Genomic DNA, 22,266 nt, shown 5'->3' with positions numbered 1-22,266 from the left:
ATAGTGCGTAACACTCCGTTTACTTGAACGATCCAATCCTGCCATACGGCGATTTGAACGTTCAAACCATTAGAAAGCGACACGATGCCCGAAAAGGTGACGATCGCCGACGTCGCACGGCGGGCCAGCGTCTCCCGGCAGACCGTCTCGAACGTGCTGAACTCCCCCGACCTCGTCCGCGAAGAGACCCGCGAGCGCGTACGGCAGGCGGTCGAAGAGCTCGGCTACCGGGTGAACCAGGCCGCGCGGCGCATGCGGACCGGCCGGTCGCGGCTGCTGGCCGTCCGGATCGAGCAGACGCAGGATGGCATGAACGTGTTCGACCGGTTCCTGCACGGGCTGAGCGGCTCGGCGGCCAAGGCGGGATATCGGGTGATCCTTTACACGGCCGACGACGACCGGTCGGAGATCGCCACGTTCGACGACCTGCTGGGGGCGTACGAACCGGATGCGTTCGTGCTGACCGGCACGCATTACGGCGATGTGCGTACCTCGTGGCTGGCCGAGCGGGAGCTGGCGTTCGTCACGTTCGGGCGGCCGTGGGGCATGCCCGAGGGCGGCGCCCATCCGTGGGTGGACGTGGACGGCGCGGCGGGGACGGCCGCCGCCACCCGGCACCTGCTCGGCGCGGGTCACCGGCGGATCGGGTTCATCGGCTGGCCCGAGGGCTCCGGCGTCGGCGACGACCGCAGGAGCGGCTGGGCTCGGGCGCTCGAAGACGCGGGCCTGAGGCCGCGTACATCGACCGCGAATGACGCGAAGGACGAAGAGAGCGGCGAGGCGGGCGCACTGGAGCGGCGGACCGATGGGTCGGCGGCCGAGGGTGAGGCGGCGGCGCGGGAGCTGATCGCGGCCGGCGCCACCGCCCTGGTGTGCGTGAGCGACTCCGTCGCCCTGGGGGCGTTGCAGGCCGGGCCAGTGCCCGTGATCGGGTTCGACGACACGCCCGTGGCGGCCGCGATCGGCCTGACCAGCCTCAGCCAGCCGCTGTCGGACGCCGCCGCGCGCTGCGTCGGCGTCCTGACCCGGCTCCTCGAAGACGACAGCCCGGACAAGCCGGATCACGTCCTGCTTGAGCCCTCCCTGGTCATCCGGCGTACAGCGTGAAAGGAAACGCGATGAAACACCTCCCCCTGGCGGCGCTGGGCGTACTGGCGCTGGCCGCGACCGCGTGCGGCAGCGGCTTCGAGGACAAGCCGGCGGCCGCGCCGCAGAGCAGCGGCCCCGTCTCGCTGCGGATCCTCATCGCCTCCTCCGGCGACCCGGAGACGGCCGCGGTCAAGCAGGCCGCGGACGCGTGGGCGAAGGCGAGCGGCAACCAGGCCACGGTCACCCCGGCGCAGGACATCCACCAGCAGCTCGGCCAGGCGTTCGCGGGCGGCACCCCGCCCGACGTCTTCTACGTGGACGCCTCGCGGTTCGCCGACTACGCCAGAGTCGGCGCGCTGGAACCGTACGGGGACAAGATCTCGAACCCGGACGACTTCTACCCGAGCCTGCGCACCACGTTCACCCGGGACGGCAAGTTCTACTGCGCGCCGAAGGACTTCTCCACGCTGGCACTGATCGTCAACGACGGACTGTGGAAGAAGGCGGGCCTGGCGGCGGCCGACGTGCCGACCACCTGGGAACAGCTCACCGCGGTGGCCGGCAAGCTCAAGGCCAAGGGCATCACCCCGCTGGCGATCGGCGACACCCGCGACCGGATCGGCGCGTTCATGGTGCAGGCGGGCGGCTGGATCACCAGCGCCGACGGCAAGCAGGCCACCGGCGACAGCCCGGAGAACCTCAAGGCCCTGGAGTACGTCAAGACGCTGCTCAAGGACAAGCTGGCCGAATACCCCAAGCAGCTCGGCGCGTCGTGGCCCGGTGAGGCGTTCGGCAAGGGCAAGGCCGCGATGACGATCGAGGGCAACTGGATCAAGGGCGCGCTGAAGGCCGACTACCCGGACATCCAGTACACCGCCCACCCGCTGCCCGCCGGGGCCAAGCAGGGCACGCTGTCGTTCACGAACTGCTGGGGCATCGCGGCCAAGAGCGCGAGCAAGCCGGCGGCGATCGCCTTCGTCGAGGCGATGACCAAGGCCGACCAGCAGCTCACCTTCGCCAAGGCGTTCGGGGTGATGCCGTCGCGGCAGTCGGCCAAGGACGCCTACGTCAAGGAGTTCCCCACGGACACGGCGTTCGTGGACGGCGCCGCCTACGCCCAGGGCCCGGTGAACGCCGCCAAGATGGACAGCGTCCTGTCCGACTTCGACGCCGGCCTCCAGCAGCTCACCACGCAGGACCCGAAGGCACTGCTGGCCAGGCTGCAGAAGAACACGCAGTCCGCGCTGGGTGAATGATGCGCCGCAACCGGCTCAGGGATGACCTGACGGGGTGGCTGTTCGTCGCGCCGGTCGTGGTGATCCTCGGGGTGTTCCTGCTGCTGCCGATCCTGATGGCGATGTGGGTCAGCCTCACCTCGTGGAACGGCCAGGGCAGCCCGTTCACGAGCGGCGTGCCGTTCGTCGGGCTGGACAACTACAGCCGGCTGTTCACCCGCGACGACCTGGCCCGCGAGAACTTCATGATCAGCATCAGGAACAACGCCTACTACGTGGCGATCGTCGTACCGCTGCAGACGGCGCTGGCGCTCGGCCTGGCCCTGATCGTCAACAGCCGCCTGCTCAAGGGCAAGTCGTTCTTCCGGAGCGCGTTCTACTTCCCGTCGGTCACCAGTTCGGTGGCGATCAGCGTGGTGTTCCTGTTCATCTTCAGCAACTCGGGGGCGCTCACGCAGTTGCTCGGCTTCTTCGGCATCCAGGGTCCGCAGTGGTTCTCCGACGCCAGAGGGGTCATCCACCTGCTGCTCGGCATGGACACGCCGCCTGCGGCGCTCGCCGGGGCGGGACCGTTCGGTCTTTCGTGGTGGGAGTGGCTGTCGGGGCCGAGCGTGGCGATGTGCGCGATCATCGCGCTGGTCGTGTGGACGACGTCGGGGACGTTCATGCTGATGTTCCTGGCGGCGCTGCAGGACATCCCGGTGACGCTGGAGGAGGCGGCCATGCTCGACGGGGCCGGGCGGTGGCAGCGGTTCCGGTACGTGACGCTGCCGATGCTCAAGCCGACGATGTTCCTGGTGCTGACGCTCGGGCTGATCGGGACCTGGCAGGTGTTCGACCAGATCTACGTCATGAGCCAGGGTGCTCCGGCCAAGACGACGCTGACCCCGGCGTTCCTGTCGTACCGGACGGCGTTCCGGGACTTCGACTATGGGGCGGGGACGGCGATCTCGTTCGTGCTGTTCCTCATCATCGTGCTGCTGACGCTGTTCCAGCGCCGGGTGATGCGCGAGAGGAGGGGCTGAGGTGCGCAAGCTCGCGAGCGTCTTCACCGGCTACGCGATCCTGATCTTCTTCGCGCTGGTGTTCATCTACCCGTTCGTCATCCAGATCGCGAACTCGTTCAAGACCGAGCCGGACGCGGCCGCCTCCCCGCTGTCGCCCATCCCGCACCCGGGGACGCTGGCGGGGTTCGAGCGGGTGTTCAGCGGCACCGACCTGCCGGTGTGGCTGGGCAACTCGCTGCTGGTGACCATCGTGCTGACGGTCGGGCGGGTGTTCCTCGACTCGCTGGCCGGGTACGCGCTGTCCAGGCTGCGGTTCCGGGGGCGGTCGGCGCTGTTCGGGGCGGTGATCGCGGTGATGGCCGTACCAGGCGTCGTCCTCTTTATCCCGAAATTTCTGGTCCTCAATCAGTTGGGGATGTATGACAGCTATCTGGCGTTGATCCTGCCGGTGATCGTGGACGCGGCGGGCGTGTTCATCATGAAGCAGTTCTTCGACTCGATCCCGGCGGGGGTGGAGGAGGCCGCGCGGATCGACGGCGCGGGCGCGTTCCGCACGTTCTGGTCGGTGGTTCTGCCGATGGCGCGGCCGGCGCTGATCACGCTGACGATCATCTCGTTCCAGGGATCGTGGAACGAGTTCCCCCACACGCTGGTGGCCGTCCAGGACCCGGCACTGTTCACGCTGCCTCGGGGGCTGGCCGACCTGGTCAGCGGGTCGCTGGGGGGTGGCACGCAGTACCCGCTCAAGCTGGGCGCGGCACTGCTGGCGACGATCCCGGTGGCGGTGATCTTCGTGATCTTCCAGCGCCGGTTCGTCCGCGGCGCCAACGAGGGCAGCGACAAGGGCTGAACCCGCACCTGCCCGGGCGCCGACGCACAGGAGGCTGGGTGGTCAATGGTCGGTGATAAGGGCGTCCAGAGCGGCGGCCTTGTCGGCTTCGGTGGGCAGGGCGTAGCGGCGGGTGGTGTCCAGCGAGCCGTGGCCGAGGAGTTCGGCGACCAGGATGGGGTCCTTACCGTCGCGGATGAGCTGGGTGGCGAAGGTGTGGCGCAGGACGTGCGGGCTGAAGGGTTCGGCGGGGTCGTCATTGAGGCCGACGGCGTCGCCGAGGCCGGTGATGATGTCGCGGGCGGCGCGGTCGCTCAGGCGGCCGCCGCGCTGGTTGAGGAACACCGCGGCGTGGGTGCCGGCCCCCTTCCCATCGGCGCGGGCCTCCAGCCAGTCGGTCAGGGCCTGGCGCAGGTCCGCATGGATGGGCAGCAGGCGGATCTTGCCGCCGTCGCGGCCCTTGCCGCGGATGCGCAGTTCGCCCTCGCGGGCCGACAGTCGTACATCGGCCAGGTCGAGGCCGACGACCTCGGAGATGCGCAGGCCGGCGTAGTAGGGCAGCAGGGCGATGGCCTTGTCGCGCGGGGATGCGGTGAGCTGGACGTGGCGGACGTAGCGGCGGGTGCGCGGGGCGTCCAGGGCGCGGGGGGCGGTGGGGCGCGCGTCGCGTTCGCGGCGCGCCTGGGGCTTGCCGAGGCCGCGGCGGGCGTAGAAGTCGTCCAGAGCCGACAGGTAGCCGTCGATGGTGTTGGGGGCGCGGCGGCCGTTCTTCAGATGCCGGCGGAAGTCATGTACCGCGCCGGTGGCGGCGATGGGGTCGGTGAGCGGGTCGCCGTCCAGGATGCCGGCGTCGGCCTGGTCGGCCAGCCAGGCCAGGTAGCCGCGCAGCCGGGAGGCGTACTTGGTCTTGGTGGAGTCGGCCAGCGGGGCGTGCGCGAGTACGGCGGAGTAGTCGGCCAGGACGGCGGCGTGGGGGGCTGGGAGCGGGACGGCCAGTGACTGGCGCGTGTTTCCGGAAGCTACTCCGGCCGGTTTCGTGAGCTCTGAGGGCGTGTTTCCGGAAGTCACCTGCTCAGTCTACTTCCGGAATTGCCGAATTCCGGAAGTACGAGGTAGAGTGAAGACACCGAGGTCTTTTCGAGCGTTGGCATTCAGGTCCGCGTCGCCTCCGGCGAACCACCACTGGCCCCTTTCCGAGGGCCTGGACAGGTCAGGCGACCATGACGCCGACACTTCTTTCTCAACCCGCACCGCTCAGCTCCGCCTCGTCCGCGATCCCTCGGGTCAATTCCGCGCTACGGCTCAGTCTCTGTCCGGTGTCGAATCGGCGCGCGGTGGTGGACGGGGCCTGGTGGCCCTCCTCCCGTGACGCGGCCGCCGAGTTGCCTGGTCTCATCGCCGCCGTGGATCGGCTGCTTGGTCGAGTCACGCTCCGCGTCGGCGTCCATGGCGATGCGTGGCAGAACATCCCGCGCCGCATCCCGGCGCGCGGGCGTCAGGTCCGCGTCGACTGGTTCCGCCGCACCGACCCGCGCGTGATCACTCTCAGCTTCGCCGCCGGCGAGCCGGTCGTCCTGCTGATCACCCCTTCGGGTACCGCCGAGGCCACGGCCGACGGCTCGGCCCGCTGGGAGGACGAGGGCGGGTCGGTCATCGGGCAGATGACGCAGCCATTCATGGGACGGCCGACGACGTCGGAATGACCCCGTGCCGCCTGCCGGCCGGATCGAGCGGTCCTGGCACCGCCCGTACTGGCGGCGGGCCGATCTTCGGCCGGCAGGCATCTCATGACCTTTCAGTTTCTCCCGTGAGGAGGACTTCCATGACCGTCATCGACACCGCCCCGCTCGCCGGGGTGAGCGCCTCGGCGCCGACCCTCGTGCAGTTGTCGGGGGACATCGACATCTTCACCACAGCCCGTCTGCGCCAGAGGCTGATCAACAGCCTCGACCACAGCACCGACCTGCTCATCTTGGATCTGTCCCGGGTCACCTTCTGCGGGGCGGGCGGCTTGGGCGTGCTGATCGGCGTGCAAGGCCGTGCCCGGACACGGGGCATCACGCTGGCTCTGACCGGCGTTCCTCCGCGCATGGCCCGGCTGCTGCGCATCACCGGCCTGGACCACCGCTTCCCGATCATGGCGTGACCGGCATGCCGCCCACCCGCAAGCCCGCCGAGGCGGGCTATGACGGCAATTGCCGGCCGCCGTCTTCTACGTGGTGACCGGGCTGGGGGTGACGGTCGGCTTCCACCGGCTGCTGACCCACCGCTCCTTCACCGCCCGCCCGCGGCTGCGCGTCGCCCCGGTCGTGGCCGGGTCGATGAGCTTTCAAGCGCCCTGACGGCGTTCATCTGGGCCGGCCTGGTCCGCGTCGCCCTGCTGCAGGGTCCGCTTCTCCAGCCGGCTGCCACGCGGCAGGGTGACGACCATGATGTTGCTGGGGATGTCCAGCGCGATGCGGTGCCATCGCCCGCGCGGGACGATGGCAGCGGTTCCGGCCAGCAGCCTGATCTCTTCCTCCTCTTGTCCCGCCCGCTCCGGACGGAGGTAGAGGCGGATCTTCCCGATGAGACAGGACACGACCTTCTCGGCCTCCGGGTGGACCTCCCAGTGGTCGGCGTGAACGTCGGCGTCGGTCTTCGCATGGAAGGCCCTCAGCTGCCAGCCGTCCTGGTCGGAGTCCGTTGTTCTTCTCTCGGTGTGAACCTTGCCGCCTTGGTGAAGGTGGATGGAGGACGCGAAGAGCTCGATCGAGGTGACAGTCATGCCGAAACGACCTTCCTGCGGTGATCTTTCAACTCTTGTGGTGGGCTGGTCCGGCGCAGGACGGTGAGGGCGACAAGAACGGCGGCGGTCAGGAGCGCGGCGCTGAGGGTCAGCCCGAAGGCGTACCCGTCGTTGAGGGTCTCGGGCGTGGCTAGCTGGCCGGTGCGGTGGGCGGCCGCGGTGCCGAGGGCGGCGAGGCCGAGTGAGGCGCCGATCTGGCGTGAGCTGTTGAGCAGGCCGGAGGCGGTTCCGGTCTCGTGGGGCGCGACGCCGCCGGTGGCGATGGAAACGACCGGTCCGAGGCAGAGCCCGAAGCCGACGCTGGCGATGATCGAGGGCCCCAGGACGTCGGTGATGAAGGCGCCGTCAGGACTGATCAGGCCGAACCAGGCGAACCCGGTCGCGGTCAGGAGCCCGCCGATGACCAGAAGGGTCCGGGGAGCGAGCCGGTAGCCGAGTTTGACGGCGAGCACGGCACCGGCGACCACGCCGAGCGCGAACGGCAGGAACATCGCCCCGGTCAGCGCCGGCCCCGTTCCCAGGACTCGTTGGAGGTAGAGGGACATGAAATAGAAGGCCGTGGCCATGGCCGCACCGACCAGGAGGTTGTAGATGTTCGCGCCGGCGACCGAGCGGTTGGCGAACAGGCCGAGCCGGATGAGCGGTTCGCGAGTGGTGGTCCGCTCGACATAGATGAACGCGGCCAGCAGTACGGCGGCGACCGCCAGCGTCGTCAGGGTGACCGGCGAGGTCCACGCGTACTGATCGGTGCGGACGACGCCGAACACCAGCAAGGTCATGCCCGCCGTGGCCAGGACGGCGCCGAGCACGTCCGGACGGCCGCCGCGAGCGGCCGGCGGACCGGCGGCGATGCCGCGCCAGGCCAGGGCCAGCACGCACGCGACTATCGGCACGTTCACGAACATCACCCAGCGCCAGCTGACGTACTCGGTGAGCAGGCCGCCCAGCAGAACGCCGAGGGCGCCGCCCGCCGCGTTCATCGCGCTCCACACTCCGAAGGCCCGGACGCGGGCCTTGCCCGTGGGGAACGTCTCGGTCAGCAGCGCCAGCGCGGCCGGAGCCAGCGCGGCGGCCCCGATGCCCTGCGCGGCTCGGGCGGCGACAAGATGGCCGGGTACCTGGGCGAAGCCGCCGACGAGCGAGGCCAGGCCGAACAGGCCGAGCCCGAGCAGCAGGACCCGCCTGCGGCCGTACCGGTCGGCGGCCTTGCCGCCCAGCAGGAGCAGCCCGCCGAAGGTGAGAGCGTAGGCGTGGATCACCCAGGTCAGGCCCACAGCGCTGAAGCCGAGGCCGGCGGCGATCTGCGGGAGCCCGACGTTCACGACCGACAGGTCCAGCGACACCGTGAACTGCACGACGGCCACCACGGCGAGGGTGAGCCCCGGCCTGGCGTGGATGTTCTGACGGGTTCTCATGACCGCAATCGTCGTCCGGCGACTGCTCAGGGGCGTCGTACAGGCGGAGTCATCTGCCGCTACCACCTCGGGATCAACGACCGACCGGACTACGACTCCGGGAGTAGTGCCCTTAGCCGGGGAGGATGGCGGCTTCGGCGTCGGCCGCCACCGCCTCGTCGACGCGGTCGAGCCGTCGCAGGCAGGCACTCAGGGTGAGCAGGGCGTCGTGCAGGGCCTGCTCGGCTCGGCGGACCTCCTTCCGCGAGGACCTCAGCTCCTCATGTCGCCGCTTGCGCAGGTACGCCTCGGAGTAGCGCTGATCGTCGTCCCAGTCGTCGTTCGCCAGCAGGCTCCGGTGCCGCTCCTGATGAGCGCGCGCCCTGTCGCGGTAGAGCTGTGCCGCTTCCTCGACGGCGGTCAGCGCTGATTCCGGCACCTCCAGCGCGAGCAGGCGGACGCCGAGGTTGTGCCAGACCCTTGCCTGGTCGGTGTCACGCTTGCGGCGCCGCATCTTCCGCATCGCCTCGACGATGCAGGCGCGCGCCTGTTCGGTCTGCCCGCTCCGGACGAGCCGCTCGCTGCACAGGTCCAGCGCCAGGAGGAACTGAACCGTCGAGTCGGGCTGTCGCCACCAAGCCGCCATGACCTCGGCGCTCACCTCCACGGCTTCGGCGACACGGCCGACCTTGTCCAGGCGATCCGCATAGGCCGTCAGCGCGTGGATGAGCTCGAAGCCGGCCGATCGGGCCCCAGCGTGCTGCAGCCGGCCGCGGATCTCGGTTACCACCTCTGCCGCGGACTCCACCGCCTCCTGGTCGCGGCCGAGCCTGGCGAGGAGCAGCGTCCGCCAGGAGCGCGCATCCGAGGCCTTCGCCTGCGCGGATCGGTTGGTTTCGGACAGCCGCAGGAGCTCCTCGACAACCTCGAGTGCTTCCTCATACCGCTTGCAGTCCATGAGGCTGAGGCGTAACGCGGCCAAGGCGTGGACGATCCTGTCGCCGAACGAGCCCGGTTGGTCGGCGGACAAGGTCCGATAGACCGCCAGTTCCTCCCGGCGCGCCAAACAGGCGAGATCGTCCCATCCCAGCTCGGTCAGCCACTTGGCGAGTTGGTCCAGCGACTCGGGTAAGGCGGTCGGCGAGCGCCACGTGTCCGGGGATCGTCCACGCATCCGCCTGACCAGCTCGAGCTCGTCCACCGCCCACCGCACGGTCTTGTCCGGCCGGACCACGCCGCCGTAGCGGGTGGGATCGACGGGACGTACGAGCATCGCCGGCTGAACCACGTCAGCGTCCGGCTCGTTCATCCCCCGTATATACCACCTGCGCATGGATCGGCGGGGTTGCAGGAACGGCCGGCGCGCAGACGCGCGGGGGCGTGGCGGACCAGCCAGTCTTCGGCGCTGCCCCAGTGGCACTCGCAGTTGTGCTCGTCGGGACGAGCGGTCATGCCGCGGAAGGTGGTGGCCAGGGCCTTCAGCTCCGCGTCGAGGTGAAGACCGGCGGGTGTCTGGTCGAAATGCTTCATGGGCGTATGCCTTTGAGGGCTCCGGCGGCTCGCGCCAGCCGAAGATCATCACCTTACCCGGGTCCTCCTGCTATGAAGGTCGGTGTGACCAATGTTGTGACTCGTGCCGGTACGGTCCGTGGTGTCGATCTCGGGGATGTACTCAGCTGGCAGGGGATCCCCTATGCCGCTCCCCCCGTTGGCGAGCTCCGGTTGCGGCCGCCGCAGCCTCCGGCGCCCTGGCGGGGCGTGCGGGATGCCACTGAGCCGGGGAAGGCGGCCATGCAGTCCGTCCTGCCGGGCCTGCCGGCGCCGGTCATGGATGAGGACTGCCTGTATGTGAACGTGGCGGCGCCTCCCCCCGACGGGCGGCTGCGGCCGGTGCTGGTCTGGGTGCATGGGGGTGGTTATCTCACCGGCAGTGGTGTTGACATGTACGGCGACGGCGGAAATTTCGTGCGCAGTCATGATCTTGTGGTGGTGAGCTTCAACTACCGGCTGGGCAGCCTGGGGTTCCTCGACATCGGCGACTCCTCCGGGGTGTCGGGGCTGCTCGATCAGGTTCAGGCGTTGCGGTGGGTGCGGGAGAACATCGCCGTGTTCGGCGGGGATCCTGAGCGGGTGACCTTGTACGGGTTGTCGGCCGGGGCCAAGAGTGTGGCCAATCTGCTGGCCACCCCGCTCACCCGCGGGCTGATCCACCGGGCCGCGTCCAGCAGCGGCGGTGGTGATCATGTGGCCACCGAGGCGCAGGCCAAGGCGGTGGCCGGGCGGTTCCTGCGGGAGCTCGGCGTGGGTGCCGACCGGGTGCGCGAGGTGCCCGCCGCCGAGATGGTCGCGGCGCAGGACGCCATCGCCACCGGGGTGCGGGCGCTCTGGGTCTGGCGGCCGGTCATCGACGGGACCGTGCTGTCGGGGCGGCCCATCGACGCCATCGCCGCGGGTGCCGCCGCCGGCATCCCGCTGCTCGCGCAGACCTGCGGGAACGAGGGCGGCACCTTCCAGATGATGGACGGCAGTACGGCCGCGCAGGCGCCGCGGGTGCTGGCCGAGCTGTTCGGGGCCGAGGAGGCGGACACGATGCTGGCCGCGTACCGCGAGAGCCGGCCGGAGCTCGACGACACCGCGCTCGGCCTGGCCGTCCTCGGGGACGAGCGGTACGGCATCCCCACCACCCGGCTGGCCGAGGCGCAGGCGCGGCACGCCCCGGTGTGGCGCTCCCGCTACGACGGGCCCTTTGCCGGGGTGCCCGCCACGACGCACCTGGGCAGGCTGCTGCGCGGCGGGCACGGCGCGGACGGCCCGATGATCTGGCGGTCGGTCCCGCTCACCGACGCCGCCGACCGGGCGCTGTCGGCGGAACTGCACGACACCTGGGGACGCTTCGCCCTGGGTGACACGCCCGGCTGGACGCCCTACGACACCGGACACCGCCAGACCATGATCTTCGACTCCGGCCGGAGCCGGGTCGAGCCCGATCCGCGCCCGATCGAGCGCCGCGCCTGGGACGGCCGCACCTGGCCATCAGGAACCTGGTGGCACCTCGACGGCCTCACGTGAACCTGAAAAACTCGGTGCCGGGATCGCGTTCACCGAGTACGGCGTGTCGGGGGTCGGGGTCGTGGTGAAGCGGGCGTTGGGCAGGTAGAGCCGGTTGCCGAACGACGCCACGGTGGTGGGGACGTCGAAGCGCGGGTCCGTCAGCCGGTTCACGACCTGACCGGAGGTGCCGTCGGCGTTGAGCCGGATGACGGCCACGGTGTTGAGCCGGTTCTGCACCGCGTACAGCGTCCGGCCGTCCAGCAGCAGGCCGTCGCCGTTGACCAGGGACTCGCCGCCCAGGTTCACCTCCGTGGTGACGCCGGTGGCGGGGTCGGCCCTGAACAGCTTGCCGACGTTGGACTGGACGATGAGCAGGCCCTTGCGGTCGGGGGTCGGGGCGATGCCGTTGGCGTTGTTGCCGGTCGTGTACTGGATGGCGCCGGTGAGCGGGACCGAGACGGCCTGGTCGGGCAGCGCGCCGTGGCGGCCGAGTGCCAGCTTGTACAGGACCGGGTTGGTGGAGTCGGTGAACCAGGCCGCGTCTCGGGTGACCACGACGTCGTTGACGAACGACGCCCCGGTGGCCAGCGTGTACGACTTGAGCACCGCTCCGGTGCGGGCGTCGATCACCCGGGCGGTCCCGGCGGTGCCACCGGCTACGAACAGACGGTTCCGCGAGTCGAGCTTGAGGCCGACCGAGGGGGTGCCGGGGCCCTTGCTGACGACGGCGCCCTGTCCGGTGCGCAGGTCGGCGCGGTAGATGTCGCCGTTCGCCAGGGAGCCGAGGTAGGCCACGGGCCGGCTGCCGATCGCTATCCCCTCCGGCCGGAAGCCGTTGGGGAGCGCGATCGTCTCCGGCGAAGTGGTGGCCTGCGCGGGCGTACCAGACAAAGCGAGGAGGGCGCAGAGTGCGGTCGTGAGGATCGCTGATCTCATGCGCCCCACGATGCCCCGCCCCCGAGCCGGGCAAAGGCCCAAAGGGCAGGTTCACAGGCACCTCTGAGAAACTGTCAGACCTCGATCAGCTCCACCCCCATGAGGTCCGCCAGGGCACGCAGCTCGGCGGCCCGGTGCCCGATGCCGAGGGACCAGTGGTGGGAGATGCCGGTGGCGCTCCAGTCGTCCGTCCACTCCCCCGGATCGCGGCCGAAGTCCACGCGGGAGGTCGTGTTACCGATCTTGAGGTGCGGGCCGTCCACGGTCTCCCCCTCCGACACGACGAAGCCGAACCGGCCGTCCCGCCGCTGGAGCAGCCCGAACGCCGTCACCGGTCCGTGCGCGACGTCGAACTCGACCGACACGCCCCACCCGCGCTTGCCGTGGAAGACGCCCAGGCCGCGCAGCAGCGGCTTGCGCGAGCTGATCGCCAGGTGGGCCGGCCCGTCGTGGCCCATCTCGACATGACCGCGCAGGAAGTCGAGCGCCTGCAGCTCGGTGAAGGAGCCGCCGCCGCCCAGCCGATCCATGATCAGCATGGCCAGCGAGGTCCGCAGCTCGTACTCCCCCGCCGCCGGGACGCCCCGGGCGGTGAGCAGCGACGAGCCGAGGATCATGCCCGCGCCGAGCCGTTCGTGGATCTCGCCGTCGAGCCCGCGGTGGTAGTAGGCCAGGCTGTCGAGCTCGAAGTCGGCCACCAGCTGGTCCAGCCCGGCCGACACGCGCGCCGCCCACTCGAAGTCCTCGGGCACGACCGTGTCGGCCAGCTCGAACACCTCCCGCGCGAGCTCCATCCGCTCCTTGACCTGGGCGTCGGTGACCTTCTCGACCCGTACGCGCAGGTCGTCGAACTCCAGCACCTCCACGTGCCCGCCCAGGTTGACCGGCACCAGCGTGAGGTCGGTGGCGACGTCGAGCATGCCCGGGTACAGGTGGCCCATGAGCCCGTGCCGCCCGTCGCGCAGCGTGGCCCGCACGCCCGCCGCCTTCACCCACCGCTCGATCCGCGCCCAGGCCCGCTCGTCCTCCAGGTAGCCGGACACGGAACGGAACGGGATCCCGGCCCTGGTGAACGTGTTGGCCATCTCCGGCAGCGGGCACGCGCCGCAGTAGGCCAGCCACTGCCCGGTGTCGAACGTCTCGTGATCCATCGACTCCGACGGCTGCAGGTTGATCAACAGCACCGGCGCGCCGCTGCGCTGCGCGATCGGGAGCAGCATGGTGGCGGTCATGTAGGTGGTGAGGAAGCCGACGATCAGGTCGCAGCCCGCCTCCCGCAGCCGTTCCGCGGCGGCCGCGCCCTGCTGGGCGTCGGAGATGAAGCCGACGTCGACCACTTCGCAGCCGAGTGTGCCCATGCGTTCGGACACTCGCGCCGACGAACGCTCCAGTTGCGGCAGCAGGTCGGGGAACTGCGGCCAGTACGCGCCGAGCCCGCCCGCGACGAGCCCGACCCGGGTGGGACGGGCGGGGATCCGTTCGAGCGTCATGTCTTTGATCTCCTCTTCGGTTGCGGGTGAGGTGTCCCGCCGTTGCCGGCTGAAGCCTTTTGGGAGGGTACGTGGGTCAGCGGAGGAAGGCGGCGGCCACTCCGGCGTCGACCGGGATGTGCAGCCCGGTGGTCAGCGACAGGTCACCGCCGGCGAGCGCGAACACGGCCGCGGCCACGTGCTCCGGCAGCACCTCCTGCTTGAGCAGCGTGCGCTGGGCGTAGAACTCGCCCAGGCGCTCCTCCTCGACCCCGTAGACGGCCGCCCGGTTGGCGCCCCAGCCGGAGGCGAAGATCCCGGAGCCGCGTACGACGCCGTCGGGGTTGACGCCGTTGACCCGGATGCCGTGCGGGCCCAGTTCGGCCGCGAGGAGCCGCACCTGGTGGGCCTGGTCGGCCTTGGCCGCGCCGTAGGCGACGTTGTTCGGCCCGGCGAACACGGCGTTCTTGGAGGAGATGTAGACGAGGTCGCCGCCCATGCCCTGGCTCAGCAGGACCCGCGCGGCCTCCCTGGAGACCAGGAAGGAGCCGCGGGCCATCACGTCGTGCTGCAGGTTCCAGTCGTCGAGCGTGGTCTCCAGCAGCGAGCGCGACAGGGACAGGCCAGCGTTGTTGACGACCAGGTCGACGCCGCCGAAGGCGAGCACCGCCTGCCGTATCGCGTCGGTGATCTGCTCCTCGGACGTCACGTCCACGCGTACGGCGATCGCGACGTCCTGCGGCCGGTACGCGGCGCCACCCAGTTCGGCGGCGACCTTGTCGGCGGCGGCGAGGTCGCGGTCGGCGACCACCACGCACGCGCCCTCGGCGGCCAGCCGCCTGGCGGTGGCGGCGCCGATGCCGGAGCCGCCGCCGGTGACCAGCGCGATGCGCCCGGCCAGCGGCTTGGGCGCGGGCAGGCGGCGCAGCTTGGCCTCCTCCAGCTCCCAGTACTCGATGCGGAACTTCTCCGACTCCTCGATCGGCCGGTAGCTGGACAGCGCCTCGGCGCCGCGCATCACGTTGATCGCGTTGACGTAGAACTCACCGGCGACCCGCGCGGTCTGCTTGTCCTTGCCAAAGCTGAACATGCCGACCCCGGGCACCAGCACGATCGCCGGGTCGGCGCCGCGCATCGCGGGCGAGTCGGGCGCCGCGTGGCGCTGGTAGTAGGCGGCGTAGTCCGCGCGGTACTGGGTGTGCAGCTCGCCGAGCCGGGTCAGGACGTCCGCGAGTGGGGCGTCCGGCGGCAGGTCCAGGACGAGGGGGGCGACCTTGGTACGCAGGAAGTGGTCGGGACAGGAGGTGCCGAGCGCGGCGAGCCTGGGGTGCTCGGCGCGGGCCAGGAAGTCGAGCACCTCGGGCGAGTCGGTGTAGTGGCCGACCTGACGGGCGTCGGTGCTCGCCAGGCCGCGGATCGCGGGGAAGAGCTCGGCCGCGCGGCGGTGCCTGGCCTCCTCGGCCAGGGGTTCGTGGACGACCGGGCCGAACGGGTCAGGGCGGCCATGGTCGGCGATGTACTGCTCGGCGGTACGGATGATCTCCAGGGAGTTCGCCTGGCACTCGGCGCTCGTCTCGCCCCAGGCGGTGATGCCGTGGCCGCCGAGGATGCAGCCGATGGCCTGCGGGTTCGCCGCCTTGATCGCGGAGATGTCGAGGCCGAGCTGGAAGCCGGGGCGCCGCCACGGCACCCAGACGACCCGGTCGCCGAAGATCCGCGCGGTCAGCTCGGGGCCGTCGGCGGCGGTGGCGATCGCGATGCCGGAGTCGGGGTGGAGGTGGTCGACGTGGGCGGACTCGACCAGGGCGTGCATGGCGGTGTCGATCGACGGTGCGGCGCCGCCCTTGCCGTGCAGGCAGAAGTCGAAGGCCGCCACCATCTCGTCCTCGCGCTCCTCGCCCGGGTAGACGCCGGTCAGCGCCCTGAACCGGTCCAGGCGCAGGACGGCCAGGCCGCCGGCGGTGAGCGTGCCCAGGTCGCCGCCGGAGCCCTTCACCCAGAGCAGCTCGACGTCCTGGCCCGTCACCGGGTCGTTCTCGGTGCCCTTGGCGGAGGCGTTGCCGCCCGCGTAGTTGGTGTTGCGCGGATCGGAGCCGAGCGTGTGCGCTCTTTCGAGCAGTTCGTTCTTGGCGTTCGACATCAGGCCCCCCAGCCTGCCTGGTTGCCACCGACGCGGTCGGCGGCGATCTTCTCGAAGTATCCGGACTTGGCGTAGGCCGCCATCGGGTCGGGCGCGAGCCCCATCTCCTCCCGCAGCTCACCGAGCAGCGGGCGGACATCGGTGTTGTAGGCGTCCATCAGCACGGCGTTGGCGCCCAGCACGTCGCCCTCCCGCTGGGCGACGGCCAGCGCGTCGCGGTCGACGAGCAGCGCCTTGGCGGTGGCCTCCTGCACGTTCATCACCGAGCGGATCTGACCGGGGATCTTGGGCTCGATGTTGTGGCACTGATCGAGCATGAAGGCCGTCTCGTGGGTGTACCCACCGCCGCCGATGACCTCGAACATGATGCGGAACAACTGGAACGGGTCGGCCGCGCCCACCATCAGGTCGTCGTCGGCGTAGAAGCGCGAGTTGAAGTCGAACCCGCCGAGCTTCCCTTCACGCAGCAGGAACGCCACGATGAACTCGATGTTGGTGCCCGGCGCGTGGTGCCCGGTGTCGACCACGACCTGCGCCTTCGGGCCGAGCTTGAGGCAGTGCGCGTAGGCGGTGCCCCAGTCGGGCAGGTCGGTCATGTAGAAGGCGGGCTCGAACAGCTTGTACTCCAGCAGGAACCGCTGCTCCTCGCCGAGCCGCTCGTAGACCGCGGCGAGCGCTTCGGCGAGCCGGTCCTGGCGGGCCCTGATGTCGTCCTGGCCCGGGTAGTTGGTGCCGTCGGAGAACCACAGCTTGAGCGTGTCCGACCCGGTGGCGTCCATGATGTCGACGCAGTCGAGCAGGTGCCGCAGCGCCTTGCGCCGCACCTCGGGATCGGGGTGGGTGACGCTGCCGAGCATGTAGTCGTTGTCCTGGAACACGTTGGAGTTGATCGCCCCGATGGTCACGCCCTGCTCGGTCGCGTGCCGCGCGAGGTCCTCATAGTCATCGACCTTGTCCCACGGGATGTGCAGCGCCACGGTCGGCGCGACGCCGGTGTAGCGGTGCACCTGCGCCGCGTCGGCCAGCTTCTCGTACGGGTCGCGCGGCACGCCCTGCTGGGCGAACACCTTGAACCGTGTGCCGGAATTGCCGTACGCCCAGGAGGGCGTCTCTATGCGCTGCTGCCGCAGCTGATCCTTGATCATTTTTCCCCGATTTCAATCCAGATGGAAAACTTCGGCCAGCGTGAACAGCGCCTCGTCGGGCCGCCCGGCCTCGAAGAAGGGAGCCATCTCCGCCTGCCAGCGGCTGTTGATCTCGGTCTCGGCCATCGCCTGCTGAGCCGCCGCGAAGTCATCGGTCTCCAGGTAGCCCACCAGCAGCCCGTCATCGCTCAGGAACAGCGAGTAGTTACGCCACCCGGTCTTCGTCAGCGCATCGAGCATCTCGGGCCACACGGCCCGGTGCCGCTCCTTGTACTCCTCAAGCCGCTCGGGCCGCACCCGCAACAGAAAACAAACCCGCTCCACACCAACCTCCTCTCAATAGACCCACCACCACTCGCCAGACGCCCCTCCAGACGCCCCTCCAGGCGCCTCTCAGGCGCCGCGTCGGCGGGACGATGTGCGGCCGGATCCGGCGCCCCTGACGGCGCCGAACCTGGTTCACGGAACACGGCCAAGACTGCGCACGTCACGGCGCCCAGCCACCTCCACCGGAGGAGCGTGCCCCTGGACAGGGGCCAGCCCTGGTCGGCGGTTGGGGCCCACTTGGCCGTGCCGTAAAAAACAAGAGCTTGTTTAATAATCGAATTGGTCTATGTTCGCCGCGTCGAAGGTGAACGGCGGACCCAGGATCACCTCGCCCTGCTTGCCGATCGTGCGCTCGCCCAGCTTGCCCGCCTTGAACGTCTCCCCCTCAGCCCCCGTGATCTGCCCCGACACCAGCGCCGCGGCGGCGTAGGAGGCCAGGTAGCCGAGGTCCTTCGGGTTCCACAGCGCGAACTTCGCCACCGTCTTGTCCTTGACGAACTGCCGCATCTGGTTCGGCGTCCCAAGCCCGGTGAGCACGACCTTGCCCTTGTACTTGGAGCCGGAGATGTACCGGGCCGCCGCCGAGATGCCCACCGTGGTCGGGGAGATGATCCCCTTCAGGTCGGGATAGGCCTGCATCAGGCCCTGCGTCTGGGTGAACGACTTCTGGTCGTCGTCGTCGCCGTAGGCCACCTTGACGAGCTTCATGTCCTTGTACTCGGGCTTGGCCAGCTCGTCCTTCATGAACTTGATCCAGGTGTTCTGGTTCGTGGCGTTCGCGGTGGCCGACAGGATGGCGATGTCGCCCTTGTTGCCGATCATCCCGGCCAGCAGCTTGACCTGGCTGCGGCCGACCTCCTCCGAGCTGGCCTGGTTGATGAACAGGTCGCGGCACTCCGGAGCGGCGTCCGAGTCGTACGCGACGATCTTGATGCCCTTGGCGCGGGCCTGCTGGAGCGGCCCGCAGACGGCGTTCGCGTCGTTGGCGGCGATGAGGATCGCGTCGTGGCCCTGCTGGGTGAGCGTGTTGATGTAGGAGATCTGCGACGAGGCCGACGCGTCGGACGGGCCGACCTCCTTGGCCTCGCCCTGGTACTCCTTGGCCGCCTCGATGCCCGCGTTGTCGACGATCGTCTCGTAGGGGTTGTTGATCGCCTTGGGCAGGAAGGCGAGCTTCAGTCCCTGCTTGATCGGGGCGTTCGGGTCGGCCTTGGCGGCCGACGAGGAGGCGGGCGCCGGCGCGGGCGCCGAGGTCACACTGGACTTGGTCGTGCCGCCGCAAGCCGCTACGCCAAGAGCTAGGAGCGCGGTCACAGCGGTCAGGCGCATCGGGGTCATGGGGATCCTTTCAGAGCTGGCCTGACGAGCGAGACGAGACGGGGGGTGAGCACCGAGACGATGAGGAGCAGCCCGGTGACGATGGACTGGATCTCGGTCGAGACGTCGCCGAGCATGAGCAGATTGCGCAGCAGCCCGATGAGCAGCACACCGGCGATGACGCCACCGAGCGTGCCCTTGCCGCCGTCGAAGTCGACGCCGCCGAGGAGCACGGCGGCGATGACGGCGAGTTCGATGCCCACGCCGTTGTCGGCCCGGGCGGAGCCGTACCTCAGCGTGAAGACGACGCCGGCGAAGCCGGCGACGGTACCGGAGATCACGAAGAGCAGCAGTTTGATGCGCTTGACGCGGATCCCGGCGAAGAACGCGGCCTGCTCCTGCGCGCCGATCGCGTACAGCGCCCGGCCGAAGCCGGTGGCGTGCAGGACCACGCCGACGACGGCGGCCAGCAGGACGAACAGGGCTATCGGGTACGGGACGGGCGTCCCCGGCACGTCGTTCAGGGCGAGCGCGGTGTAGTCCGGCGGGAACTGGGCGATCGCCCGGTCCCCGAGCACGACGTAGGCGAGGCCGCGGTAGAGGGCGAGCGTGCCGATCGTGACGGCCAGCGAGGGCAGCCCGAGCCGGGTCACCAGCAACCCGTTGACCAGCCCGCACACGGCCCCGGTCAGCACGGCGAGCGGGATGATCGTCTCGATGGCCATGCCACTGTCCCAGAGCGAGCCGACCAGCGCGCTCGACAGCCCCAGCACGGAGGCGACGGACAGGTCCACCTCGGCGGCCACGACCAGCATGGTCATGGCCAGCGCGATGAGCGCGATCTCGCCCAGGTCGCCGAGCGCGAACGACAGGTTGTCGACGGTCGCGAAGCTCGGCGAGGTGAGCGAGCCCGCGGCGAACACGGCGATCAGCAGCGCGCCGACCAGCACGTCCCAGCGCAAGGCCTTAGCCATGGCGGCTCCTGTTCCTGAGCAGACGGGCCAGTCTGAGGGCGAGCACCCGGTCGACGCTGATGGCCAGCAGGAGCAGCGCCCCGGTGATGGCCTGCTGCCAGAACGGGTTGACCCGGAGCACGACCAGCGCGCTGCCGATCGTGGTGAGCAGCAGCGCGCCGAGCGCGGCGCCGTACACGCTGCCGACGCCGCCGGTGATCGCGACGCCGCCGACCACGACCGCGCTGACCACGAGCAGCTCCCAGCCGTGCGCGGAGTCGGCGATGACCGTCCCGAACCTGGCCAGCCAGAGCACCCCCGCCAGTCCCGCGAGGCAGCCGCTGACCAGGTAGGCGACCAGGATCCGCCGTCTGACGGGCACGCCCGCCAGCCGGGCGGCCTCCGGGCTGGAGCCGATGGCGTAGAACTCCCGGCCGCTCGGGTACGACCGCAGGTAGTAGCCGATCGCCACCATGATCACCAGCGTGATGAGCGGCAGGTACGGCACGCCGAGCACGGAGCCGTTGCCCAGCGACAGCAGCCCCGGCGGCAGGTTGACCGCGTTGATCTGCCGGCCGTGGGCGATGTAGTGGTCGACGCCCTGGATCACGTACAGCGTGCCGAGCGTCACCACCAGGGCGGGCACCCGGCAGAAGCTGACCAGCAGCCCGTTGAGCAGCCCGCAGGCCGCGCCGATCGCCACGCCGAGCAGGGCGCCCGGCACGATGCCCCAGCCGCTCGCCAGCAGGTCGCCGGTCACGAAGGCGACCAGGCCGACCACGGAGCCGACGGACAGGTCGAGGTTGCGGGTGATCACCACCAGGGACTGGCCGACGGCCAGCAGCGCGAGGATGGCGGTGTTGAGCAGGATGTCCTCGATGCCCTGCCCGGACAGGAAGTTGCCGTTGACGCTGGCCGTGACGCCGACGAGCGCGGCCAGCGCGATGACCAGGCTCAGCTCGCGGGCGCGGAACACCAGGTCGACGAGCCCGCGGGCACTGCGCGCCGACGTCGTCTGCTCGGGCGGCGCGGTCGCAGTCGTCACGCGGCTTCCCCAGTCATGCGGATCCCAGTCATGCGGCCCTCCCGGTGGCGGCGTTCATCACGCTCTCCTCGGTCGCGTCGGCGCGCGAGATCTCGGCGGTCAGCCGTCCCTCGTGCATGACCAGCACCCGGTCGGCCATGCCCAGCACCTCCGGCAGGTCGGAGGAGATCATGAGCACCGCGATGCCCTGCCCGGCCAGTTCCGACAGCAGCCGGTGCACCTCCGCCTTGGTGCCGACGTCGATGCCGCGGGTCGGCTCGTCCACGATCAGCACGGACGGCTTCGTGGCCAGCCACTTGGCCAGCACGACCTTCTGCTGGTTGCCGCCGGACAGCACGCCCACCCCGTCACTGAGCCGGGCGAACTTCAGCCGCAACCGCACCGCCCAGTCCTTGGCCCGGTCGCGCTCGGCCTTCCGCGAGATCGTCACGCCCCTGCGCAGCGAGCCCAGCCCGGTCAGGCCGATGTTGCGCTCGATCGACAGCTCCATGACCAGCCCCTGCTGGCGGCGGTCCTCCGGCACCAGGGCCAGGCCCGCGCCCATCGCCGCCGTCGGGCTCCCGGCGGGCAGCCGCCGGCCGTCCACGGACACCGAGCCCGCGTCCCAGCGGTCCACGCCGAAGACCGCCCTGGCCACCTCGCTCCGCCCGGCGCCCACCAGCCCGGCGAGCGCGACGATCTCGCCCCGCCGTACCTGGAAGGAGACGTCGGTGAAGACGCCCTCGCGGGTCAGCCGCTCCACCTGGAGCGCGACCTCGCCGAGCGGGGCCTCCTCCTTGGGGTAGAGCGCGCCGAGCTCGCGGCCCACCATGCGGCGTACCAGGTCGTCGTGGGTGAGCCCCGAGACGGGTTCACTGGCGATCCAGGCGCCGTCGCGCAGCGTCGTGACCCGCTGGCAGAGCGAGAAGATCTCGTCCAGCCGGTGCGAGATGAACAGGATCGCGCAGCCGTGCTCGCGCAGCGCCTCGACCACCGAGAACAGCCGCGCCACCTCGTTGCCGGACAGCGCGGCCGTCGGCTCGTCCATGATCAGGACGCGGGCGTCGCGGGAGAGGGCCTTGGCGATCTCGACGAGCTGCTGGTCGGCGATGGACAGGCCGCGCGACGGCTGCTCGGGGTCGAGGGCGACGCCGAGCCGCTCGAACAGCTCCCGCGCCTGGCCGTGCATCGCCTTGCGGTCGATGCGGCCGAGGCCGCGGCGGGGCTGACGGCCCATGAAGATGTTCTCGGCGACGGACAGGTCCGGAAAAAGCGTCGGTTCCTGGTAGATGACGGCCACCCCGGCCTGCTGGGCGTCGGCCGGTCCCGCGAAGACGACCGGCTCGCCGTTCAGCAGCACCTGGCCGGTGTCGGGCCGGTGGACGCCGGCGAGGGTCTTGACGAGAGTCGACTTGCCCGCGCCGTTCTCGCCCGCCAGGGCGTGCGCCTCACCGGCGAACAGGTCCAGTGAGACCTCGCGCAGCGCTCTGACCGCTCCGAACGACTTGCTGACGTTCGCGAGCGCGAGTGTGGGGGTGACACTCATGCATCCCTCCGGACAA

Annotated in this window: 22 protein-coding genes; 8 read left to right on the top strand and 14 right to left on the bottom strand. The window is 70.2% G+C overall.

Annotated features, from left to right (window positions below):
- Window positions 1-84 precede the first annotated feature (84 nt).
- The 4 genes from AB0B91_RS28005 to AB0B91_RS27990 are packed head-to-tail and all read left to right on the top strand — an operon-like array spanning window position 85 to window position 4,181.
- Window positions 85-1,107 carry a LacI family DNA-binding transcriptional regulator gene (locus tag AB0B91_RS28005; protein WP_358325518.1) on the top strand — a complete coding sequence of 341 codons (1,023 nt, stop codon included), beginning with the start codon at window positions 85-87 and terminating at the stop codon, window positions 1,105-1,107.
- An 11-nt stretch (window positions 1,108-1,118) separates the two neighbouring features.
- Window positions 1,119-2,345 (top strand): extracellular solute-binding protein, encoded by a 1,227-nt coding sequence (locus AB0B91_RS28000; protein WP_358325515.1) that lies wholly within the window; start codon window positions 1,119-1,121, stop codon window positions 2,343-2,345.
- A complete protein-coding gene (locus AB0B91_RS27995) occupies window positions 2,342-3,349 on the top strand; it encodes a sugar ABC transporter permease (protein WP_358325512.1) in 1,008 nt (335 codons plus the stop codon). Before AB0B91_RS28000 ends, AB0B91_RS27995 begins: the two co-directional genes overlap by 4 nt.
- Window position 3,350: 1 nt before the next feature.
- Window positions 3,351-4,181 carry a carbohydrate ABC transporter permease gene (locus AB0B91_RS27990; RefSeq protein ID WP_358325509.1) on the top strand — a complete coding sequence of 277 codons (831 nt, stop codon included), beginning with the start codon at window positions 3,351-3,353 and terminating at the stop codon, window positions 4,179-4,181.
- 42 nt (window positions 4,182-4,223) lie between these two features.
- Here AB0B91_RS27990 and AB0B91_RS27985 read toward each other — a convergent pair whose 3' ends face one another.
- Window positions 4,224-5,228: a tyrosine-type recombinase/integrase gene (locus tag AB0B91_RS27985; RefSeq protein ID WP_358325506.1), complete on the bottom strand. Its 1,005-nt coding sequence runs from the start codon at window positions 5,226-5,228 to the stop codon at window positions 4,224-4,226.
- A gap of 152 nt (window positions 5,229-5,380) precedes the next feature.
- On the opposite strand from AB0B91_RS27985, the gene AB0B91_RS27980 reads away from it, so the two are divergent.
- The 3 genes from AB0B91_RS27980 (at window position 5,381) to AB0B91_RS27970 (ending at window position 6,502) form a co-directional block, all read left to right on the top strand.
- Entirely contained in the window at window positions 5,381-5,863 is a 483-nt protein-coding gene (locus AB0B91_RS27980; protein WP_358325503.1) for a DUF5994 family protein, read from the top strand.
- Between the two features lie 119 nt (window positions 5,864-5,982).
- On the top strand, window positions 5,983-6,306 hold the full coding sequence (locus AB0B91_RS27975) for an STAS domain-containing protein (RefSeq protein ID WP_358325500.1): 324 nt from the start codon (window positions 5,983-5,985) through the stop codon (window positions 6,304-6,306).
- 49 nt (window positions 6,307-6,355) lie between these two features.
- Window positions 6,356-6,502 (top strand): hypothetical protein, encoded by a 147-nt coding sequence (locus AB0B91_RS27970; protein ID WP_358325497.1) that lies wholly within the window; start codon window positions 6,356-6,358, stop codon window positions 6,500-6,502.
- On the opposite strand, the gene AB0B91_RS27965 is transcribed toward AB0B91_RS27970, so the two are convergent.
- The 4 genes from AB0B91_RS27965 to AB0B91_RS27950 all read right to left on the bottom strand — a co-directional run bounded on the left by AB0B91_RS27965 (window position 6,490) and on the right by AB0B91_RS27950 (window position 9,872).
- Entirely contained in the window at window positions 6,490-6,927 is a 438-nt protein-coding gene (locus AB0B91_RS27965; RefSeq protein ID WP_358325495.1) for a cupin, read from the bottom strand. The two genes, AB0B91_RS27970 and AB0B91_RS27965, sit on opposite strands and share 13 nt — an antisense overlap.
- The gene (locus AB0B91_RS27960) at window positions 6,924-8,363 is read right to left on the bottom strand and encodes an MFS transporter (protein WP_358325494.1); all 1,440 of its coding nucleotides are present in this window, start codon (window positions 8,361-8,363) and stop codon (window positions 6,924-6,926) included. Before AB0B91_RS27960 ends, AB0B91_RS27965 begins: the two co-directional genes overlap by 4 nt.
- A gap of 112 nt (window positions 8,364-8,475) precedes the next feature.
- Window positions 8,476-9,651 carry a hypothetical protein gene (locus AB0B91_RS27955; RefSeq protein WP_358325490.1) on the bottom strand — a complete coding sequence of 392 codons (1,176 nt, stop codon included), beginning with the start codon at window positions 9,649-9,651 and terminating at the stop codon, window positions 8,476-8,478.
- On the bottom strand, window positions 9,648-9,872 hold the full coding sequence (locus AB0B91_RS27950; protein ID WP_358325487.1) for a hypothetical protein: 225 nt from the start codon (window positions 9,870-9,872) through the stop codon (window positions 9,648-9,650). Before AB0B91_RS27950 ends, AB0B91_RS27955 begins: the two co-directional genes overlap by 4 nt.
- Between AB0B91_RS27950 and AB0B91_RS27945 the strand changes: the two genes are divergently transcribed.
- On the top strand, window positions 9,864-11,411 hold the full coding sequence (locus AB0B91_RS27945) for a carboxylesterase family protein (RefSeq protein WP_358325484.1): 1,548 nt from the start codon (window positions 9,864-9,866) through the stop codon (window positions 11,409-11,411). The genes AB0B91_RS27950 and AB0B91_RS27945 overlap by 9 nt on opposite strands.
- Here AB0B91_RS27945 and AB0B91_RS27940 read toward each other — a convergent pair.
- From AB0B91_RS27940 to AB0B91_RS27900, 9 genes are all read right to left on the bottom strand, one after another.
- A complete protein-coding gene (locus AB0B91_RS27940) occupies window positions 11,376-12,329 on the bottom strand; it encodes a superoxide dismutase (protein WP_358325481.1) in 954 nt (317 codons plus the stop codon). The two genes, AB0B91_RS27945 and AB0B91_RS27940, sit on opposite strands and share 36 nt — an antisense overlap.
- Window positions 12,330-12,403: 74 nt before the next feature.
- Window positions 12,404-13,819, bottom strand: a complete 1,416-nt coding sequence (locus AB0B91_RS27935) for an L-fucose/L-arabinose isomerase family protein (protein ID WP_358325478.1) — start codon at window positions 13,817-13,819, stop codon at window positions 12,404-12,406.
- Window positions 13,820-13,895: 76 nt separating this feature from the next.
- Entirely contained in the window at window positions 13,896-15,938 is a 2,043-nt protein-coding gene (locus AB0B91_RS27930) for a bifunctional aldolase/short-chain dehydrogenase (RefSeq protein ID WP_358325475.1), read from the bottom strand.
- A complete protein-coding gene (rhaI, locus tag AB0B91_RS27925) occupies window positions 15,938-17,083 on the bottom strand; it encodes an L-rhamnose isomerase (RefSeq protein WP_358325472.1) in 1,146 nt (381 codons plus the stop codon). The genes AB0B91_RS27930 and rhaI overlap by 1 nt, the downstream gene beginning before the upstream one ends.
- Before the next feature lie 12 nt (window positions 17,084-17,095).
- The gene (locus AB0B91_RS27920; protein WP_358325469.1) at window positions 17,096-17,407 is read right to left on the bottom strand and encodes an L-rhamnose mutarotase; all 312 of its coding nucleotides are present in this window, start codon (window positions 17,405-17,407) and stop codon (window positions 17,096-17,098) included.
- A 270-nt stretch (window positions 17,408-17,677) separates the two neighbouring features.
- Window positions 17,678-18,748, bottom strand: coding sequence for a rhamnose ABC transporter substrate-binding protein (gene rhaS / locus AB0B91_RS27915; RefSeq protein WP_358325466.1), 1,071 nt, complete (start codon window positions 18,746-18,748; stop codon window positions 17,678-17,680).
- Window positions 18,745-19,701, bottom strand: a complete 957-nt coding sequence (locus AB0B91_RS27910; protein ID WP_358325463.1) for an ABC transporter permease — start codon at window positions 19,699-19,701, stop codon at window positions 18,745-18,747. Before AB0B91_RS27910 ends, rhaS begins: the two co-directional genes overlap by 4 nt.
- The gene (locus AB0B91_RS27905; protein WP_358325460.1) at window positions 19,694-20,725 is read right to left on the bottom strand and encodes an ABC transporter permease; all 1,032 of its coding nucleotides are present in this window, start codon (window positions 20,723-20,725) and stop codon (window positions 19,694-19,696) included. The genes AB0B91_RS27910 and AB0B91_RS27905 overlap by 8 nt, the downstream gene beginning before the upstream one ends.
- 28 nt (window positions 20,726-20,753) lie before the next feature.
- Window positions 20,754-22,250, bottom strand: coding sequence for a sugar ABC transporter ATP-binding protein (locus AB0B91_RS27900; RefSeq protein ID WP_358325457.1), 1,497 nt, complete (start codon window positions 22,248-22,250; stop codon window positions 20,754-20,756).
- Window positions 22,251-22,266: the final 16 nt, after the last annotated feature.

It is taken from the genome of Nonomuraea sp. NPDC049141, from assembly GCF_040648415.1.
GTDB lineage: Bacteria > Actinomycetota > Actinomycetes > Streptosporangiales > Streptosporangiaceae > Nonomuraea.
The sequence above is the reverse complement of the archived record's forward strand: the minus strand, read 5'-3'. Positions and strand labels throughout refer to the sequence as shown.

Bases quoted from the DNA above. Each gene is read 5' to 3' on its own strand.
- AB0B91_RS28005 (WP_358325518.1), top strand. From the start codon at position 85: ATGCCCGAAAAGGTGACGATCGCCGACGTCGCACGGCGGGCCAGCGTC.
- rhaI (WP_358325472.1), bottom strand. From the start codon at position 17,083: ATGATCAAGGATCAGCTGCGGCAGCAGCGCATAGAGACGCCCTCCTGG.
- AB0B91_RS27930 (WP_358325475.1), bottom strand. From the start codon at position 15,938: ATGTCGAACGCCAAGAACGAACTGCTCGAAAGAGCGCACACGCTCGGC.
- AB0B91_RS27950 (WP_358325487.1), bottom strand. From the start codon at position 9,872: ATGAAGCATTTCGACCAGACACCCGCCGGTCTTCACCTCGACGCGGAG.
- AB0B91_RS27995 (WP_358325512.1), top strand. From the start codon at position 2,342: ATGATGCGCCGCAACCGGCTCAGGGATGACCTGACGGGGTGGCTGTTC.
- AB0B91_RS27940 (WP_358325481.1), bottom strand. From the start codon at position 12,329: ATGAGATCAGCGATCCTCACGACCGCACTCTGCGCCCTCCTCGCTTTG.
- AB0B91_RS28000 (WP_358325515.1), top strand. From the start codon at position 1,119: ATGAAACACCTCCCCCTGGCGGCGCTGGGCGTACTGGCGCTGGCCGCG.
- rhaS (WP_358325466.1), bottom strand. From the start codon at position 18,748: ATGACCCCGATGCGCCTGACCGCTGTGACCGCGCTCCTAGCTCTTGGC.
- AB0B91_RS27935 (WP_358325478.1), bottom strand. From the start codon at position 13,819: ATGACGCTCGAACGGATCCCCGCCCGTCCCACCCGGGTCGGGCTCGTC.
- AB0B91_RS27960 (WP_358325494.1), bottom strand. From the start codon at position 8,363: ATGAGAACCCGTCAGAACATCCACGCCAGGCCGGGGCTCACCCTCGCC.
- AB0B91_RS27955 (WP_358325490.1), bottom strand. From the start codon at position 9,651: ATGAACGAGCCGGACGCTGACGTGGTTCAGCCGGCGATGCTCGTACGT.
- AB0B91_RS27900 (WP_358325457.1), bottom strand. From the start codon at position 22,250: ATGAGTGTCACCCCCACACTCGCGCTCGCGAACGTCAGCAAGTCGTTC.
- AB0B91_RS27965 (WP_358325495.1), bottom strand. From the start codon at position 6,927: ATGACTGTCACCTCGATCGAGCTCTTCGCGTCCTCCATCCACCTTCAC.
- AB0B91_RS27980 (WP_358325503.1), top strand. From the start codon at position 5,381: ATGACGCCGACACTTCTTTCTCAACCCGCACCGCTCAGCTCCGCCTCG.
- AB0B91_RS27945 (WP_358325484.1), top strand. From the start codon at position 9,864: ATGCTTCATGGGCGTATGCCTTTGAGGGCTCCGGCGGCTCGCGCCAGC.
- AB0B91_RS27975 (WP_358325500.1), top strand. From the start codon at position 5,983: ATGACCGTCATCGACACCGCCCCGCTCGCCGGGGTGAGCGCCTCGGCG.
- AB0B91_RS27910 (WP_358325463.1), bottom strand. From the start codon at position 19,701: ATGGCTAAGGCCTTGCGCTGGGACGTGCTGGTCGGCGCGCTGCTGATC.